A 16,257-nucleotide genomic window follows, 5' to 3' on the forward strand; every position below is an offset into this window, starting at 1 on the left:
TATTCCCTTCTCCTGAGGTAGAGGGAAAGAAGAAAATTATTTTTTCTCCCCTTCTCCTATGGGAGAAGGGGTTGGGGATGAGGACAGGTCTTCTCTCTGCGTAACAAATTAAACTTCATTTTCAATTTTGGCGATCGCTTCTAGTGGTGTTACTGCGCCATAAGCAACGGCAGTGATTCCTGGCAAATACTGATCCATCATCACGGCATTGGTATAGACTAGCCGCTTAATCAAATTAAAATCTAAATGACTACCTTCTACGTCAATACTAGTTTTAAAACGAATTTCGCCATCCTCCAGATCAAACTCAAAGTTGCCAATTACGAGGTCGAAATTTGCTCTAGTGAGAAACTCTGATATATCCTGACGCTTAAGCTCTGGAATATGAATTGGACAAAGGGAATAGAAGACAAATTGAGCAGGTGATTCGCGGGTCTCTCCATAGCAGCGCCATTGTCCATGCTCGCCACCAAAGTTTGTGTAAAAGGCTGTCTCATCCTCATGTTTCTCAATATGCCAATTGTCTTGCTTAAAAAAGTTTGTGACTGCCTCAAACACTGATTGCATGGTAGAAAATCCTGTAAAAACCTTGATAATATTGTATCGTCCGCGATCTTATGAATATCAATCATTGTACAAAGATCTGATTGATTGAAGTTCTAACCTCTCTGTACCATTCTTGATTGCTTCTAAAACTCTCTTTTCAACATCTTGAAAATCTTTGGATTGAAAGCTCTGATCTTGTCATAATCTTTGCTTTTTCCTCAAATCTCTAGTTTTTTAAGGTTTTGAAAGACTGAACGCACTTCTCCAAACACAAAGATTTTCTGAAATTCTTTAGGAGAGAGCCATGAATCCATATTTTTTACGTAGTAACTTCTCTTTACCATTGTTGATTGCTTTGAGAACCTTTGCTTCAGCCTCTTGGAAATCTTCGGGTTGATATTTCTGATCATTTGCTGATCCTGTCTTTTCCCTCAAATCTCCAGTTTCTTTGAGGTCTCGGAAGGCTGCATGGACTTCTCCAGATATAAAGATTTCCTGTAATTCCTTAGGGGAGAGTCCCGCTTTGATTCCCTGTTTAGTTGCGATCAGGTGTAACTTCATCAATTCCCAAGACTCATCTGGAATCATCTTCTCGGTTAACTCAGGTGCAAACCTACTAATCTCTTCTACTTTACCTTTTAAGTGTGTGATCACCTGATCTGGGTTAAGTTGTTCCGCTAGTATCTGAAACTCCTCTGAGAATGGCGCTTTAGCTGCTTTCTGTTGAGACCAAGCTAAATTATTGCCATTCTTTTGATTTACTTCATATCGATCTAATGTAGGCAGCATCTCACCTTGATCTACTGGGCGTAATTTTCCTTGTTTATCAAAGACTAAATTGCCTCCATGTCGATCATAATTTCCAGTCATCAAGTCAAAGAATGCGATCTTCTGCACTTCGTCTTGCCGCTCTGGAGTATCGACTTCCTGCTCTGTTCGGAGTTTTTCACCCCCTTCCTCTAGGAGTTTATTGTAAGTATATTTAATATCTACTTGTTCTTGCCATACCCCAATCTGTTCAGGCATTTCCGCTTCAATTTTTGCAAGAGCTACATTCTTCTTCTTATTCTTGTTCCAATTTATTCCTGCATGAGCAAATTCCTCACTAGATAAAACTGCTAAGCCTGTTTTAACAATTCCCAAATCTTTTTTGATGCCGAGTTCTTTTTCAAATAGATCTCCAATATACTTAGAAAATTCGTACGCTAGGATCTCTCGAATCACCTGATGTCCATCTGGCAATGCCCAATCTGTATGCGGTGACTGCGATAATGGCTTAAAAAACCCGTTGGGAACCAGATAAGTTTTAGATAGTCCTCCTCCAACTAGCTCAATTTTACCGCCAGCTTTAATACCTTGATTAGACTTTTCGATCTCTTTTGCTATTTTGGGGTCAAAGGTCTTAACACCTTTTGTGATTAGTTTCTTCTTCTTCTCAATTTTGTTCTTGTAATCGTTACGATTTTGTTTCGATATCGACTGTATTAACTTTTTGAGCTTTTCTTTTTCTTGGGAGATAGAGCTATACTCATCATTTATAAAGTTGCTGTTTATACTCTTAATAGCCTCTTGTCTTCCTTCCCTAAGTTCTTGTCTACTGTTGAATTTAAGTTTTCTCAGACCTTTTTCAATAAGAGATTCTTTATTTAACTCTTGTACACGGGCTGCATAAAATTGACAAGCAACTTCGATAGTGTCCAATTGAGGAAGTATCTTCGATGAAATATACTCTTCTAGAGTATCATTTTCTAAAAAGATTTGGTCGATTTTTTCACCACCCTTAATGAGTAGTTCATCGATTTGCTCTCTATAAATTTTATATCCTGAAACTATCAGCCCTGCTAAACCATTTAATTGATCATCCCCAACATTACCCCACTTCTCAATATCCGACATGGGATGATGAAGGTCTAAGATGTAACTTGGATCAATTGATAGTAGCTCAAAATGCTTATGGATTTTGTGTTTCTCTTTAGTAGAAGTATTCAAGTTTTCTGTCTTGGGTGAATTCTCATGCTCAGATTCTGAACCATCAGTTTCAGAATTGTCATCAGGAATTTCTGGTTTTAGGGGGCGATGAACTCCGAACTTGATTGGTCTATCCTCTTCATTACCTAAGGTGTCCTTTGGAGGATGTGAGGCTAGCCAAGATGGATTCTCAGGCTTATATTCTAAACCGTCATTGGTCACTGTCCCTATATTGGCACTTACTTCACTAGCTTGTCCTATTTGTGTTGGAGGTGTAGAGGTGGAATATCTCCTCAAATTAAGATCTGTAGGTCTTTCGTTTTGCTGCACCACATGCGTCAACTCATGAGCAATTAACTCCTGTCCTCCTCGACTCCTTGGCTCATATGCTCCCTGCTGAAAGAAAATATCCTGCCCTGTTGTAAAAGCTTTTGCTTGAATTGATTTATTTAACCGATCAGATTGTGAATCTGTATGCACTCTCACATTACTAAAATTCGCACCCATTGCCTGACCCATCTTTGCTTGTAGATAAGTATCAAGCGTCTGACCATGACCTCGCGCACTTTGAATAGATGACTCTAAAGCTGAAGATGCTTCACCTCCACCAAGATTGTTTTGTCTTTGTACTAAAGGCTTCCTTTGTAATTTTTTTTCCATTGCCCCTTGCCTTTGGACAGAATAATTCTGTGGTGATGAGTTAATCTGTTGGACTACTTTTGCCGCATTATCATCTGCTTCCCTCTCATACTTATCATTTGGCTCACCAATATTCAGCTTTGCTTGAATCAACATTCTCTGAGTATGAGCTTCCTTTAACCGATTCTGTGACTTTTTTTGCACTGGGCAAGTAGAAGGTTCCAATTTTGTTGTTGAGATTAGTTTTTCTAAGAAATTCTCTGATACATAGGATTTATTAGCTTTGAATGTGTCATCCTTTTGCGAGGATTCTTGCCCTAGGGAGTTATTTGGTGCAAAAGCTCTAGTTTGCAGATTTAGAGTCATCGGACTAGGAGATGGAACAGGCTGAAATAAAATATCCTTTGTTCTTTGTTTAAACATATTATTTGAGCCTCTAAATTTTTTGTACCAAGACAAGACCGCTTTCATTAATGTGAGTGCGATGAAAACACAAAAAATAGCCAGAATGGCTTGATTTTTCTTAACTGCACCATTTGCGGTATGACTCGCACACCGCAAATAGCTATATCAAACTCACATTGAATTACTATTTTTTCTAAGTACAGTCCCAAAAACAGAACGGCAAAGAACACATGAAGCATTTACCAAATAGAGATCACAAGCGTTCTGAAAGTATTTCTAGGAAAGAGTCTTAAAATTTTTATTTTGTGCTTAGATTATTTTTATTTAACTTTTATTTATCACTAAAACTTTATAGATGCCATCAGCCATAAGGCGTATATTCAACCTAAGTTCGGGTTAAATCGCCAAAAAGGTGTACGAAAGCTCTCAAATGTATAGCCTACCAACATAGAAAGCCAATGATAGTCCTAGTCCCAAAACAAAGTCTCGTTTAACTTCTCAAACAAGCTCTGATATGAGTTAAGTAAAAATAAAAAAGTCTTGCTAAGCAATCCTTTTTTGTTTAACTGGTTAATAATGTAGCAATCTAAAATCTGGGTCACAAGGCGATGAGTGATGATTCTAAGCTGACATCAGCAAATATTTCTCCTGAGAATGAGGATTTATTGCAAGAGCTTTCGATGACTCTGGATATGTACGAAGGTGAGTTTAAGCTGCTACTGGCGCGATGCAACTATCAGGATTTACGCGATCGCCTAATTACTCGCCTCAAGGAAATTCATCCCCAGCCGATCTATGAAATAAAGTTGCCGCGATCGCAAAAGGATTTATATAGCTACATCATTGCTCAGGTGCGATCGGAGACTCCCAAAGTATTGTCGATCGTGGGACTAGATGAACTTGAGGATTTGCACGCTGCACTTTTAGACATCAATCTCAATCGCGAGATGTTTCGCAATCATTGCCCCTATCCAATTGTCTGGTGGATTTCTGATAGTACCCATAAGCGGATTATTAGGACTGCGCCAGATTTTGAGAGTTGGACGACGACGCTGGAGTTTCCCATTGATACCGATGAGTTACTGACTTCTCTACATGATGGTAGTGAAGCTCTATTTAGTCATGTACTTGCGCCTAGTGAGATTCCTTTTTTCAAAAAGTTAGGACAAATTCATCAGCTCGGTTCGATTCAATGTGCGGAATTAGAAACGGCTCTTAAAGAAATTAGCGATCGCGGATTAAATCTTGAGCCAAGACTGCAAGCAAATATCAATTTTATTAGAGGTTTAGACACACTACCGCCCAATAATTCACCTACTAAGGCTTTGCAATACTTACACGCAAGTTTAGAGTATTGGCAGAAGATCAACGATCTAGAACGTAGTGGATTATTACTCAATCAAATTGGAGAATTAAATTATCAAATTACTAAGGCTGAGAAATATCGCACCCCTAATTGGCAATCAGTGAGATCAGCCTTTCAAAGTTCTGTCGAATCTCTGGAAAAGGCAAATCGTCCTGATCTAGTTGCCGATGTAATTCTTCAACTAGTTAGAGCCGTAAAACGGATGGCTGATTGGGAAGCAGTTGAAGAAATTGTCAAAAAAGCCTTACTGTTACATTTAGAGTTTCCCAATAATTATCATCTTGCTCTAGATTATCGTCATTTAGCTGACATTGCGATCCAAAAACAAGAATGGGATACTGCCAGAAATTATGGGAAAATGGCGCTATCTTTCTTATCTAAAGTGCCAGAAGAAAATCGAGAATGGCGTAATTTATATTTATTTGCAATCGCTCAAGCAGAAATTAATCTCGAAAACTATCAAGAAGGATTGCAACTACTTTTTGAAGCTAGAGAGCTAGGAGATAGCGGACATCCAGAGGTGTATATTGCGATTTTGACAGAATTGCGATCGCTTTACACCAAACAAAAGCAATATCTCGAAGCCTATGTCACCAAGCAGGAACAATATGCGGTTGAGCAGCAATATGGCTATCGGGCGTTTATCGGTGCGGGTAGGTTGCAGGGTAAGAAGTCGGTCGGTAAATCGCAAACTGATGTGGCGACGGAAATTGAGGCTTCGGGACGCAAGCACGATCTTGATGAGTTGATTACGCGCATTGCTAAGCCTAGCTATAAATTGATCGTACTGTATGGCAAGTCAGGTGTGGGTAAGAGTTCGCTGGTGAATGCGGGATTGATTCCGCAGTTGGAGCATACTTCGTTTGAGGGTAGGGATGTTTGTGCGATCGCTATCCGAGTTTATACGAATTGGGAAGAGGAGTTGGAGAAAGTGCTAAAGCCCCTCACCCCCCAACCCCCTCTCCCATTGGGAGAGGGGGAGCAGGATTCTTTGTCTATGGAGAAAGAATCTGAGAATGAAGTCTTGCTCCCCTCGCCCTCTGGGAGAGGGGCTGGGGGTGAGGGCATCATCTCGAAACTACGGGAAAAAGAATCGCAAAACTTGCGTTTAGTTTTGATTTTCGATCAGTTTGAGGAGTTCTTTTTTGTTTATTATAATCAACCTACTGAGCGGCGGCGATTCTTTGAGTTTATTGGAAGTTTGCTAAATGACTCGCAAAATCTATCTTCGCTGAAGGTGGTTTTGTCATTGCGGGAGGACTATCTGCATTATTTGTTGGAATGTAATCAGATCGAAAGTATGGAGGCGATCGATCAAGATATTCTCAGTAAGAATGTGTTGTATCGTGTGGGCAATCTCAATGTGGAGGCGGCTGAGTCACTGATCCAGACGCTTACGGAGAAGTCAAGGTTTTATTTGGAGCCTGAATTGATTGGGGCGATCGCTAATGATCTCAAGGATGAGCTAGGCGAGGTGCGTCCGATCGAGCTTCAGGTGATCGGGGCGCAGTTGCAGCAGGAGGGTATTAAGACTCTTGCTAACTATCGCCTGTTGGGTACGAATCCGAAGGCGATATTGGTGGAGAGTTATTTGAATGATGTGATTGTGGATTGTGGGGAAGAGAATGAGCGCTTGGCTAAGTTTCTGTTATTTATGATGACAGATGAGCGAGGGACTCGTCCTTTGCGTACCCGTGTGGAATTGGAAAAGGATTTAGAAGATTTGCTTGCTGACGTACATGGCGATGATTCGGCGTTGGATTTGGTGTTGGAGATTTTTGTGCGATCGGGTTTGGTGGTGTTAATCCCTGAGTCACCTTTGGATCGCTATCAGTTGGTGCATGACTATCTAGCGGAGTTTATCCGTGCGTCACAAGCACCTGAGATGGCGAAGTTGCAACAGGAGTTGGCGGAGACGCGGGAAACCTTAAGAGAAACTGTGGATCGGCTGAGTGTGGCGGTGAAGGAGGAAGAGGCGGCGAAGTTTAAGGCAAGGGGGCGAAGTCGGTTGGCTTTTGGGGTGGGGATTGTGGCGAGTGTGATGGCAGTTGGAGCAGGAATTGCGGGATTTATGGCTCTGAAAACTAGCGTTGACGCGCAATTTGTGTCTGACAGTTACAAGATGCTATCGCTTCTGAATGGCGATCTTCAGATTGAGGCGTTAGTTGAGGCAATAGAAACGGCAGAACAGCTAAAACAAAGTACATTCGTGGCTTCTACTGTGAAGACAAGAGTGATTTTGTCCATGCAAGAAGTAATTTATGGCATGAAAGAGAAAAATCGCCTCAAAGGGCATAGCAGTGGGGTCTATAGCATCGCCTTTTCGCCCGATGGCAAGCAATTGGCAACCGCTAGCGATGACAATACCGTCAAAATCTGGAGTAGCGATGGCAAGGAATTGCAAACCCTCAAAGGGCATAGCAGTGGGGTCTATAGCATCGCCTTTTCGCCCGATGGCAAGCAATTGGCAACCGCTAGCGCTGATAATACCGTCAAAATCTGGAGTAGCGATGGCAAGGAATTGCAAACCCTCAAAGGGCATAGCAGTGGGGTCTATAGCGTCGCCTTTTCGCCCGATGGCAAGCAATTGGCAACCGCTAGCGATGACAATACCGTCAAAATCTGGAGTAGCGATGGCAAGGAATTGCAAACCCTCAAAGGGCATAGCAGTCGGGTCTATAGCGTCGCCTTTTCGCCCGATGGCAAGCAATTGGCAACCGCTAGCGCTGATAATACCGTAAAAATCTGGAGTAGGGATGGCAAGGAATTGCAAACCCTCAAAGGGCATAGCAGTCGGGTCTATAGCGTCGCCTTTTCGCCCGATGGCAAGCAGTTGGCAACCGCTAGCGATGACAATACCGTAAAGATCTGGAGTAGGGATGGCAAGGAATTGCAAACCCTCAAAGGGCATAGCCGTTGGGTCAGTAGCGTCGCCTTTTCGCCCGATGGCAAGCAATTGGCAACCGCTAGCGGGGACAATACCGTCAAAATCTGGAGTAGCGATGGCAAGGAATTGCAAACCCTCAAAGGGCATAGCAGTGGGGTCTATAGCGTCGCCTTTTCGCCCGATGGCAAGCAATTGGCAACCGCTAGCGATGACAATACCGTCAAAATCTGGAGTAGCGATGGCAAGGAATTGCAAACCCTCAAAGGGCATAGCAGTCGGGTCTATAGCGTCGCCTTTTCGCCCGATGGCAAGCAATTGGCAACCGCTAGCAATGACAATACCGTAAAAATCTGGAGTAGCGATGGCAAGGAATTGCAAACCCTCGAAGGGCATAGCAGTGGGGTCTTGAGCGTCGCCTTTTCGCCCGATGGCAAGCAATTGGCAACCACTAGTTGGGACAATACCGTAAAAATCTGGAGTAGCGATGGCAAGGAATTGCAAACCCTCAAAGGGCATAGCAGTGGGGTCTATAGCGTCGCCTTTTCGCCCGATGGCAAGCAATTGGCAACCGCTAGTTGGGACAATACCGTAAAAATCTGGAGTAGCGATGGCAAGGAATTGCAAACCCTCAAAGGGCATAGCAGTGGGGTCTATAGCGTCGCCTTTTCGCCCGATGGCAAGCAATTGGCAACCGCTAGCGCTGATAATACCGTAAAAATCTGGAGTAGGGATGGCAAGGAATTGCAAACCCTCAAAGGGCATAGCAGTCGGGTCTATAGCGTCGCCTTTTCGCCCGATGGCAAGCAATTGGCAACCGCTAGCGATGACAATACCGTCAAAATCTGGAGTAGCGATGGCAAGGAATTGCAAACCCTCAAAGGGCATAGCAGTTGGGTCTATAGCATCGCCTTTTCGCCCGATGGCAAGCAATTGGCAACCGCTAGCGGGGACAATACCGTCAAAATCTGGAGTAGCGATGGCAAGGAATTGCAAACCCTCAAAGGGCATAGCAGTGGGGTCAATAGCGTCGCCTTTTCCCCCGATGGCAAGCAATTGGCAACCGCTAGCTGGGACAATACCGTAAAAATCTGGAGTCTGGACTTGGAGCTTCAGATTGGACTTGCCTGTTATTGGCTACAAGACTACATAGCGATACAGCCAGATTTGCAGCAAAAACTAGCAACTTGTCGCGATCCCGAAACTATCAAAGTGGCGGCTCCTGCCTTAGTCGCGGAAGCAAGAACTAAAGGGATGAGTAGCAAACCTGAAGATGCCCTGTTATTATTTCAAGAAGCAAAGAAACTCGACAATAGTATTCCCCTCAATTTTGAAGTAGAAGTTGCACCTTACTTTATTACCAAAGGAGAGAAACTAGCGAAAAAGGGTGAGATCAAATCTGCTGTAGTTGCCTATCAACAGGCAATTAAGAACGATTCCAATCTCAAAATCTCAGCAGATTCATGGAATACACTTTGCTGGCATGGAAGTATAAATAACTTCGCAAGTCAAGTTATTTTCGCTTGCAATAACGCCATTAACCTTGAGCCGAATAACTTCAATATTCTTCGCAATAGAGTCATAGCTAGAACACTTACAAATAATAAAAAAGGTGCGATTGAAGATTTAAGAAAATATATATATCAACAGCAAAACGATAAATTTAAATACTTCTTATTTGATCGAGGGCAACTTTCTGAAATATTCAAAAAAGGAGAAGAGCAAGTTTGGTTAGATGCTCTACAACAAGACAAAAATCCATTTACTCCCGAAAAATTAGCAGAATGGAGAAAACAGGCAAAAGAAGAATTGGAACGGGAAAACAAATCTGAATAGATGTATGTAAATGCCCAGATGCCTGACTTTTTCTTCGACATTAACATTGATTGACAAGTTTACAAAAAAAGTCGGGGATCTTAATCTTTGCTTTTTATGTGAGTGCTAAGCGATCCCTAAATTGTGCTTACTTATAAACCAATTTTGGAGAGAGATTATGATCGAAAAGAAGCTTCATGCTTTTACCAAAAGGGTTTGCTGTTCGCGATCAGCAGCATAGCTAAGACAAGCAAAAATATCTTCTTGAGTAAGGTAAGGAAAATCTTCAAGAACCTCCTGATAGGTCATACCAGAAGCAAGATAGGACAAAACATCATAAACAGTAATTCGCATCCCTCTAATACAAGGCTTGCCACTACGTTTACCAGATTCAATAGTAATGCGATCGCGATAATTCATTGACTTTAAATTGTAACTTCTGCTGATAGAGCATTTTAGCTACTTGTATATTAATCTAAGCCCGATATTTTTGTAGCGATCGCCCCCTAATCTCCTCACAAAGCGATCGCCAAATTTTGCTTACTAGATGAGAGGCTAATAAGCGATCGCGATACAATACGCAAAAACCATAGAGTGGTTTAATCCTGACAAGGAATCATGGCAAAATAGCACAGATGGATTTACCACTCGTTTATCATCCCAATTACGTCGCACCGATCGCTAATACCCATCGCTTCCCGATGGAGAAATTTCGCTTGCTTTACGAGATGCTCATTGCCGATGGAGTCGCCAGACCAGAGCAATTTTTTCGACCAGAATTACCAGATTTAGAAATCATCGCCTCAGTCCACGATCGCCAATATGTCGAGGCATACTGGCAAGGCATACTCGACCACAAAGCCCAACGTCGCATTGGTTTACCTTGGAGCTATGAACTAGCTTATCGGACGAGGATTGCTGTTGGTGGCACATTATTAACCGCCAGATTAGCATTAGCTCACGGTTTAGCCTGCAACACCGCAGGGGGAACTCACCATGCTTTTCCTAGCTATGGTTCAGGATTTTGTATATTTAATGATCTTGCGATCGCTTCGCGAGTATTGCTCAATGAGGGGCTAGTCAAAAAGATATTAATTGTTGATTTGGATGTGCATCAAGGCGATGGCACAGCGCTCATTTTTCAGGATGAGCCGAATGTATTCACTTTCTCCATGCACTGCCAGATTAACTTCCCTTCTGTTAAACAAATTAGCGATCGCGATGTTCCCTTACCTGAAGGGATGGAAGATGATGCTTATTTACGCACCCTTGCCAATCATTTACCCGATTTACTTAACGAAGTTCAGCCCGATCTAGTTCTCTATGATGCAGGAGTTGATCCACATATAGGCGATCGCTTAGGCAAATTAGCGCTGACGGATTCGGGACTCTATCGGCGCGATATGCAGGTTTTAAGTACCTGTGTGTCCCAAGGTTTCCCTGTCGCCTGTGTGATTGGTGGTGGTTATTGCGAAGATATGCGATCGCTAGTTTATCGACATTCCCTCTTACATCGTGCCGCCAGTGATGTTTATCGGCAATATCGACTATAGCCCTTGTCGAAATGCTTTGAGTGCTGATTTTGGTTCTGCCATCAGTAAACAACTGGCAAGTAATTCTAAATCAATCTGGGGTAAACATTCACTTTGGGAGATCGCCTCATAGCCATTGTCAAGTAACCGATAGAGAGAAAATTTGCCATCTTCCCAAAACCATACTTCCTTGGTGTTAAAGCGACGGTAACGCTCTAATTTGGCGACATTACCACTGGTAAAAATTACTTCAATTGCCAAATCACGATCGCCCACTTTATTGCCAAAACAAAAAGACAAATCTGGCTCTACACTTGCGCCTTTAGCTTCTGATTCCAACGTAGCGCTACCCGTAGGAATAAAATCGATATCCATTTCTGCAAAGTAAATTCCCAACAACATCGAGAGTAAATGCACGATGATTTCATGGGCAGCAGATGTGGTCATAATCTCGATAGTACCGTCAAGATAATTGAGATGGATATTACGTGAATCACCGATTAAAGCAGAAAGTGTCTTAAATTCTTTCCATGAGTATCTATTCGGAAAAACAAAGTGTTGAGCTTCCGTTTGGGTCTGATCTATTTCTATAGATTTTGTTGATTCTTGAGCAATCACGATATTGTAAAGATAATAGTATCTATCGCAAATATAAGTGAAACTATAGCACAACCTCACATCAAGCAATTTGGCTGAGCGCAGTCGAAGCCTATTTTTAAACTCTAGAAGAAAAACTATGGGCTTTGAGGATCGCCGCAACGAGAAAGGCATAGGAAACACCACCGACGATCGCCAATAGCCAAAAACTGACTAAGGCACTGGTATTCCATAGGGCATGAAGCAAAGCGGAACTGAGATATCCAATTGTGAGAATTTGCCAACGGAGCGAAGGCTTCATTACGCTTAAACCGATGAAATAGCCGAAATAGCCACTATATGCCATATGTCCTGCTACGGAACCAAGCACACGGGGAATTAATAGCTGTAAACCCGTCAGTTCAGCAATCTCAGGGCTAAGCGCTTGATTCGCTACACTCTGGACAATGCTGGGAACATACAATCCGAGGGTTTCCGTTAAGGTAAAGCCAACTGCGGAAGCTGCGCCAATTAAGATGCCATCCAGAGGTTCGCTAATACCAATACGTGATCGCCATTTCTTTCCCAATCGCAAACCCATAAACCAGAGCGAAAAAACAGGTAATGCCTTGAGCAATTCCTCCATCATCCCCGCTCCAAAAAACATAGAAATCAAAACACTGACAAAACTCACCTGTCCCGTCGGTGCAGTTCCGGGGAGAACTTTATAGAAGAACCAGAGAAACAGATTTAAAATGGGGCTTCTGAGAATAATTGCAGTAAATATCGCCGCACCTAAAATAACCCACCAAGGCTTATTCTTGTCGCAAAGTTGATAGACAAAATAATAGGCGGCGAGGCTGATATAGACAGAAATTGTGAGATTAAATAATTGCGGCTGCCCCAAGAAAGCAAACATCATCACCACAAAGCCAACCGTCGCCATCCCCGGAAGGAGATAGGCTTTTTTCCAAAGATCGTTCCCTGTCGAGAAAATTGGTAATAGCTTTGTCAGCGTAATGCTCGTAATTTGCGATCGCGGACGACGGCTATAGTCTGTGCCAACCGTGGTATCAGGACTAGACTCTAGCTCAAAGATAAATTGGGGACCATCTTTGGTTAACTGGATGCGATCGCCATGTTGCAGAGCGTAACAGCCATATAGGCGGCGATCGTTGATAAATGTGCCATTGGCGCTATCGAGATCGCAAATTTCCCAACCCTGAAAATTTTTATTAGTTATGGGGCGAATCTCTGCATGGCGACGGGACACTGCTCCATAAAGATTGATATTGATCGCGATGTCACAACTAGGATCGCGCCCTAGGGTAATTATGCGATCGCCTAAAGTCGCCACAATTTCAGCCCGATCAAAGCCTTGGCGATCGGCTGAAATTTCTTTGAGAAAGGCGATTGAGGTAAGGCGATCGTACATAGCTTCATTTATATCATTAGTGCAGGTCATCGCCACACGATACCCTTACTAAATGTGAACCTCGCTTCGCAAGGTTCACATTTAGCACTAAACAAGAATTCTTTCTATATCTAAATCCGATGCAGCATGGGCAAGTTGGGAAATATCGCTGAGATTCCCAATACAGGGCAGTATCCCCAATACAGGAACTGAAGTCAGTCTGGAAATCATCTGGGGCGGTGCAAGTTGCTCGATTTCCTCTTCGGTATAGGTTTGTGAGCAACTCAGGACAATTCCGCGCAACTTCACCTTCTGCAAAGTCGCCAGAGCCACATTAGCGATCGCTTGAGAAATCGCCCCCAATCGCACAGGTACAACTAAGATCGCATCCAGATGCCAATCTCGCGCCAAATCCGCCACAATATACTCATCGGTAATCGGCGAACCTAATCCACCCATTGCTTCCACTAGCAAGCATTCCTTTTGTTGTTGCAATTTCTGGAACTGTTGCCAAATTAATCCTAAATCGATCGCTTTTCCCTCAATATGAGCAGCGATCGCAGGGGCAATGGGAGTTTCAAAATATAGGGGTGTAATCTCTGCAAGGGTTTGCGATAGGGAAAAAGTTTGATCATAAAACTCGCGATCGCCTTCTCCCGATTGCAAAGGCTTATAAATCCCTAAAGATGTACTAGGGACATTTGGGGATGAATTGCGATCGCGATAGGTTAACCAATAGGCGGCTAGGGCTGCGGTTAACACGGTTTTGCCCACACCCGTATCACTACCAACAATCAATAAAGGTTTCGTCATTATGTTAGAAGTTCAAGTTTTTGAATATTGAAAAAGGGGCAAAAGCCCCTTTTTGAGAATTTCGATCCAGATTTACCCCCCTCAGTCCCCCCTTGAAAGGGGGGAAGTAAAGATTCTTTTCTTGTTCCCTCCCCTTTCAAGGGGAGGGCTAGGGAGGGGTAAAACCTAGAACCAAGTACGATCGCTAATGGCAGATTTCATCTTGCTAATCGCTTCATCGACAGAGATTGCACCAATCTCGCCATTCTTACGACTGCGGATACTCAAGGTTCCTGCTTCGACTTCCTTTGCACCGATCACTGCCATCACAGGTACTTTCTCAAGCTCGGCTTTACGGATTTGTTTCGCCATCCGATCGCCACTATAGTCTAGTTGGACACGCAAACCTGCTGCTTTCATCTTGGTTGCAACTTCCTCAGCATATGCCATTTGACTATCAGAGACGGCAATGAGCTTAGCTTGGACAGGCGCTAACCAAAGAGGGAAATCCCCTGCATAGTTCTCAATCAAGACACCGATGAAACGCTCAACGGAACCAAACAAAGCACGGTGAATCATGATTGGTTGATGGCGCACACCATCTTCACCGACGTACTCCATCTTGAAGCGATCGGGCAAATTGAAATCTAGTTGAATCGTTGAACATTGCCAACGCCGACCGATCGCATCTTCGATCTTGATATCAATCTTTGGTCCATAAAATGCGCCGCCACCTTCATCGACAACATAGTTCCAGCCCTTATGATTGAGGGCTTGTTTGAGAGCTTCCGTAGATTTTTCCCAGATCGCATCGGAACCGACGTATTTTTCGGGGCGGGTGGAAAGATTGATCTCATAATTCTCGAAGCCAAAGGTGGAGAGAATCAATTCCGCAAGATTGAGAACGCCGAGAATTTCCGATTCGATTTGTTCTTCGGTACAGAAAATGTGAGCATCATCTTGGGTAAAGCCGCGCACCCGCATCAAACCATGCATGGTTCCAGAGCGCTCGTAACGATAGACCGTTCCCAGCTCGGCATAGCGAATAGGGAATTCCTTATAGGAATGGAGCGTATCTTTGTAGATCAGCACATGGAAAGGACAGTTCATCGGCTTTAGCTGATAAACTTGATGTTCCACTTCCATCGGCTGAAACATACTTTCGCGATAGAAGTCGTTATGTCCAGAGATTTTCCACAAATCTAAGTTTGCCATATGGGGCGTAGTTACTGCCTCATAGCCATTCTGAGCATGGGTCTCTTTCCAGAAGGTTTCGATGGTGTTGCGGATAATTGCGCCTTTAGGATGCCAGAACACCAAACCACCACCAGCATCTTCTTGAATGCTGAATAGTTGCAAATCTTTACCGATGGTGCGGTGATCGCGACGTTTTGCTTCTTCGAGCATGGCATGGTACGCCTGAAGTTGCTCAGGGGTTTCCCATGCCGTGCCGTAGATCCGTTGCAGCATCGGATTCTTTTCATCTCCACGCCAATATGCACCTGCAATGCTTTCGAGGGCAAAGGCATCGGGATGAATTTCACCAGTACTTTCGAGGTGAGGACCCGCGCACAAGTCCCACCAAGGTTGCTTTTCAAATTTTTCTGGATCACCGATGAAATAGCGGCTAATATTTTGCCCTTCAGGAATTGCAGCTAGCAGCTCAATTTTGTAAGGCTCATTGAGTTTTTCGATTTCCGCTAGCATCTCATGACGAGGCAATTCCTGACGCACAAGGGGTTGATTCCACTTGATGATCCGCTTCATTTCCTTAGCGATCGCTTTTAAGTCACTAGGAGCAAAAGGCTCTTTGCGATCGAAGTCATAGTAAAAGCCATTTTCAGTTGCAGGGCCGATAGTCACTTTCGCATCGGGATATAACTTTTGGACTGCCATTGCCATCACATGCGAGCAAGTGTGGCGAATCCGCGCTAGTTTTTCGGTATCGGCTTGCCGCAGGATATCACTAGGTTTAATATCACTAGGTTTGCTTTCGCTGGGCTTTACTGCAACTGCATCCATAACTTGATGTCGTGACCTTTATTGATTACAAATTTACAAAATTTACTTCAGGCTACTATCTTAACTTTATTTGCTGAGTTTTTTATTTGCTGAGTTTATTGTGTCCAGCCTCTCGCTATTGGCTAGCCTTTAAAATATAGGACTCACGCAAAAGAACCAAAACCTCAAGTTCTTGACTCAAAGCTAAAGTCGGCTCAGGAACCTCTCTAGATCAACCCATTTCAACGGATTTAATCTTTCAGCCCGTAACTTATAGCTGCAGTCACTTACTAATCAAAACCCAAGAAGAGAAAGGCGG

9 protein-coding genes are annotated in these 16,257 nt (G+C 43.3%); 2 read left to right on the forward strand and 7 right to left on the reverse strand.

Features of this window, described 5'->3' with window-relative positions:
• Positions 1–108 precede the first annotated feature (108 nt).
• Both NMG48_RS02385 and NMG48_RS02390 read right to left on the reverse strand, forming a co-directional pair.
• Positions 109–567, reverse strand: coding sequence for a YbjN domain-containing protein (locus NMG48_RS02385; protein ID WP_271253831.1), 459 nt, complete (start codon positions 565–567; stop codon positions 109–111).
• A 270-nt stretch (positions 568–837) separates the two neighbouring features.
• Positions 838–3,309, reverse strand: coding sequence for an eCIS core domain-containing protein (locus tag NMG48_RS02390; protein ID WP_271253832.1), 2,472 nt, complete (start codon positions 3,307–3,309; stop codon positions 838–840).
• 857 nt (positions 3,310–4,166) lie between these two features.
• Between NMG48_RS02390 and NMG48_RS02395 the strand changes: the two genes are divergently transcribed.
• Entirely contained in the window at positions 4,167–9,644 is a 5,478-nt protein-coding gene (locus NMG48_RS02395) for an nSTAND1 domain-containing NTPase (protein ID WP_271253833.1), read from the forward strand.
• A 174-nt stretch (positions 9,645–9,818) separates the two neighbouring features.
• Here the strand turns inward: NMG48_RS02395 and NMG48_RS02400 are convergent, their stop codons facing one another.
• Positions 9,819–10,043, reverse strand: a complete 225-nt coding sequence (locus NMG48_RS02400; protein ID WP_271253834.1) for a DUF433 domain-containing protein — start codon at positions 10,041–10,043, stop codon at positions 9,819–9,821.
• 215 nt (positions 10,044–10,258) lie between these two features.
• Between NMG48_RS02400 and NMG48_RS02405 the strand changes: the two genes are divergently transcribed.
• Positions 10,259–11,176 (forward strand): histone deacetylase family protein, encoded by a 918-nt coding sequence (locus NMG48_RS02405; RefSeq protein WP_271253835.1) that lies wholly within the window; start codon positions 10,259–10,261, stop codon positions 11,174–11,176.
• On the opposite strand, the gene NMG48_RS02410 is transcribed toward NMG48_RS02405, so the two are convergent.
• The 4 genes from NMG48_RS02410 to thrS form a co-directional block, all read right to left on the reverse strand.
• Complete coding sequence (locus NMG48_RS02410) at positions 11,171–11,773, reverse strand: Uma2 family endonuclease (protein ID WP_271253836.1); 603 nt, start codon at positions 11,771–11,773, stop codon at positions 11,171–11,173. The genes NMG48_RS02405 and NMG48_RS02410 overlap by 6 nt on opposite strands.
• Before the next feature lie 97 nt (positions 11,774–11,870).
• Positions 11,871–13,196 carry a PrsW family glutamic-type intramembrane protease gene (locus tag NMG48_RS02415; RefSeq protein WP_271253837.1) on the reverse strand — a complete coding sequence of 442 codons (1,326 nt, stop codon included), beginning with the start codon at positions 13,194–13,196 and terminating at the stop codon, positions 11,871–11,873.
• 57 nt (positions 13,197–13,253) lie between these two features.
• Positions 13,254–13,958: a dethiobiotin synthase gene (gene bioD / locus NMG48_RS02420; protein ID WP_271253838.1), complete on the reverse strand. Its 705-nt coding sequence runs from the start codon at positions 13,956–13,958 to the stop codon at positions 13,254–13,256.
• Positions 13,959–14,123: 165 nt separating this feature from the next.
• The gene (gene thrS / locus NMG48_RS02425) at positions 14,124–15,959 is read right to left on the reverse strand and encodes a threonine--tRNA ligase (protein WP_271253839.1); all 1,836 of its coding nucleotides are present in this window, start codon (positions 15,957–15,959) and stop codon (positions 14,124–14,126) included.
• Positions 15,960–16,257 lie beyond the last annotated feature (298 nt).

Source organism: Pseudanabaena sp. Chao 1811 (genome assembly GCF_027942295.1).
GTDB lineage: Bacteria > Cyanobacteriota > Cyanobacteriia > Pseudanabaenales > Pseudanabaenaceae > Pseudanabaena.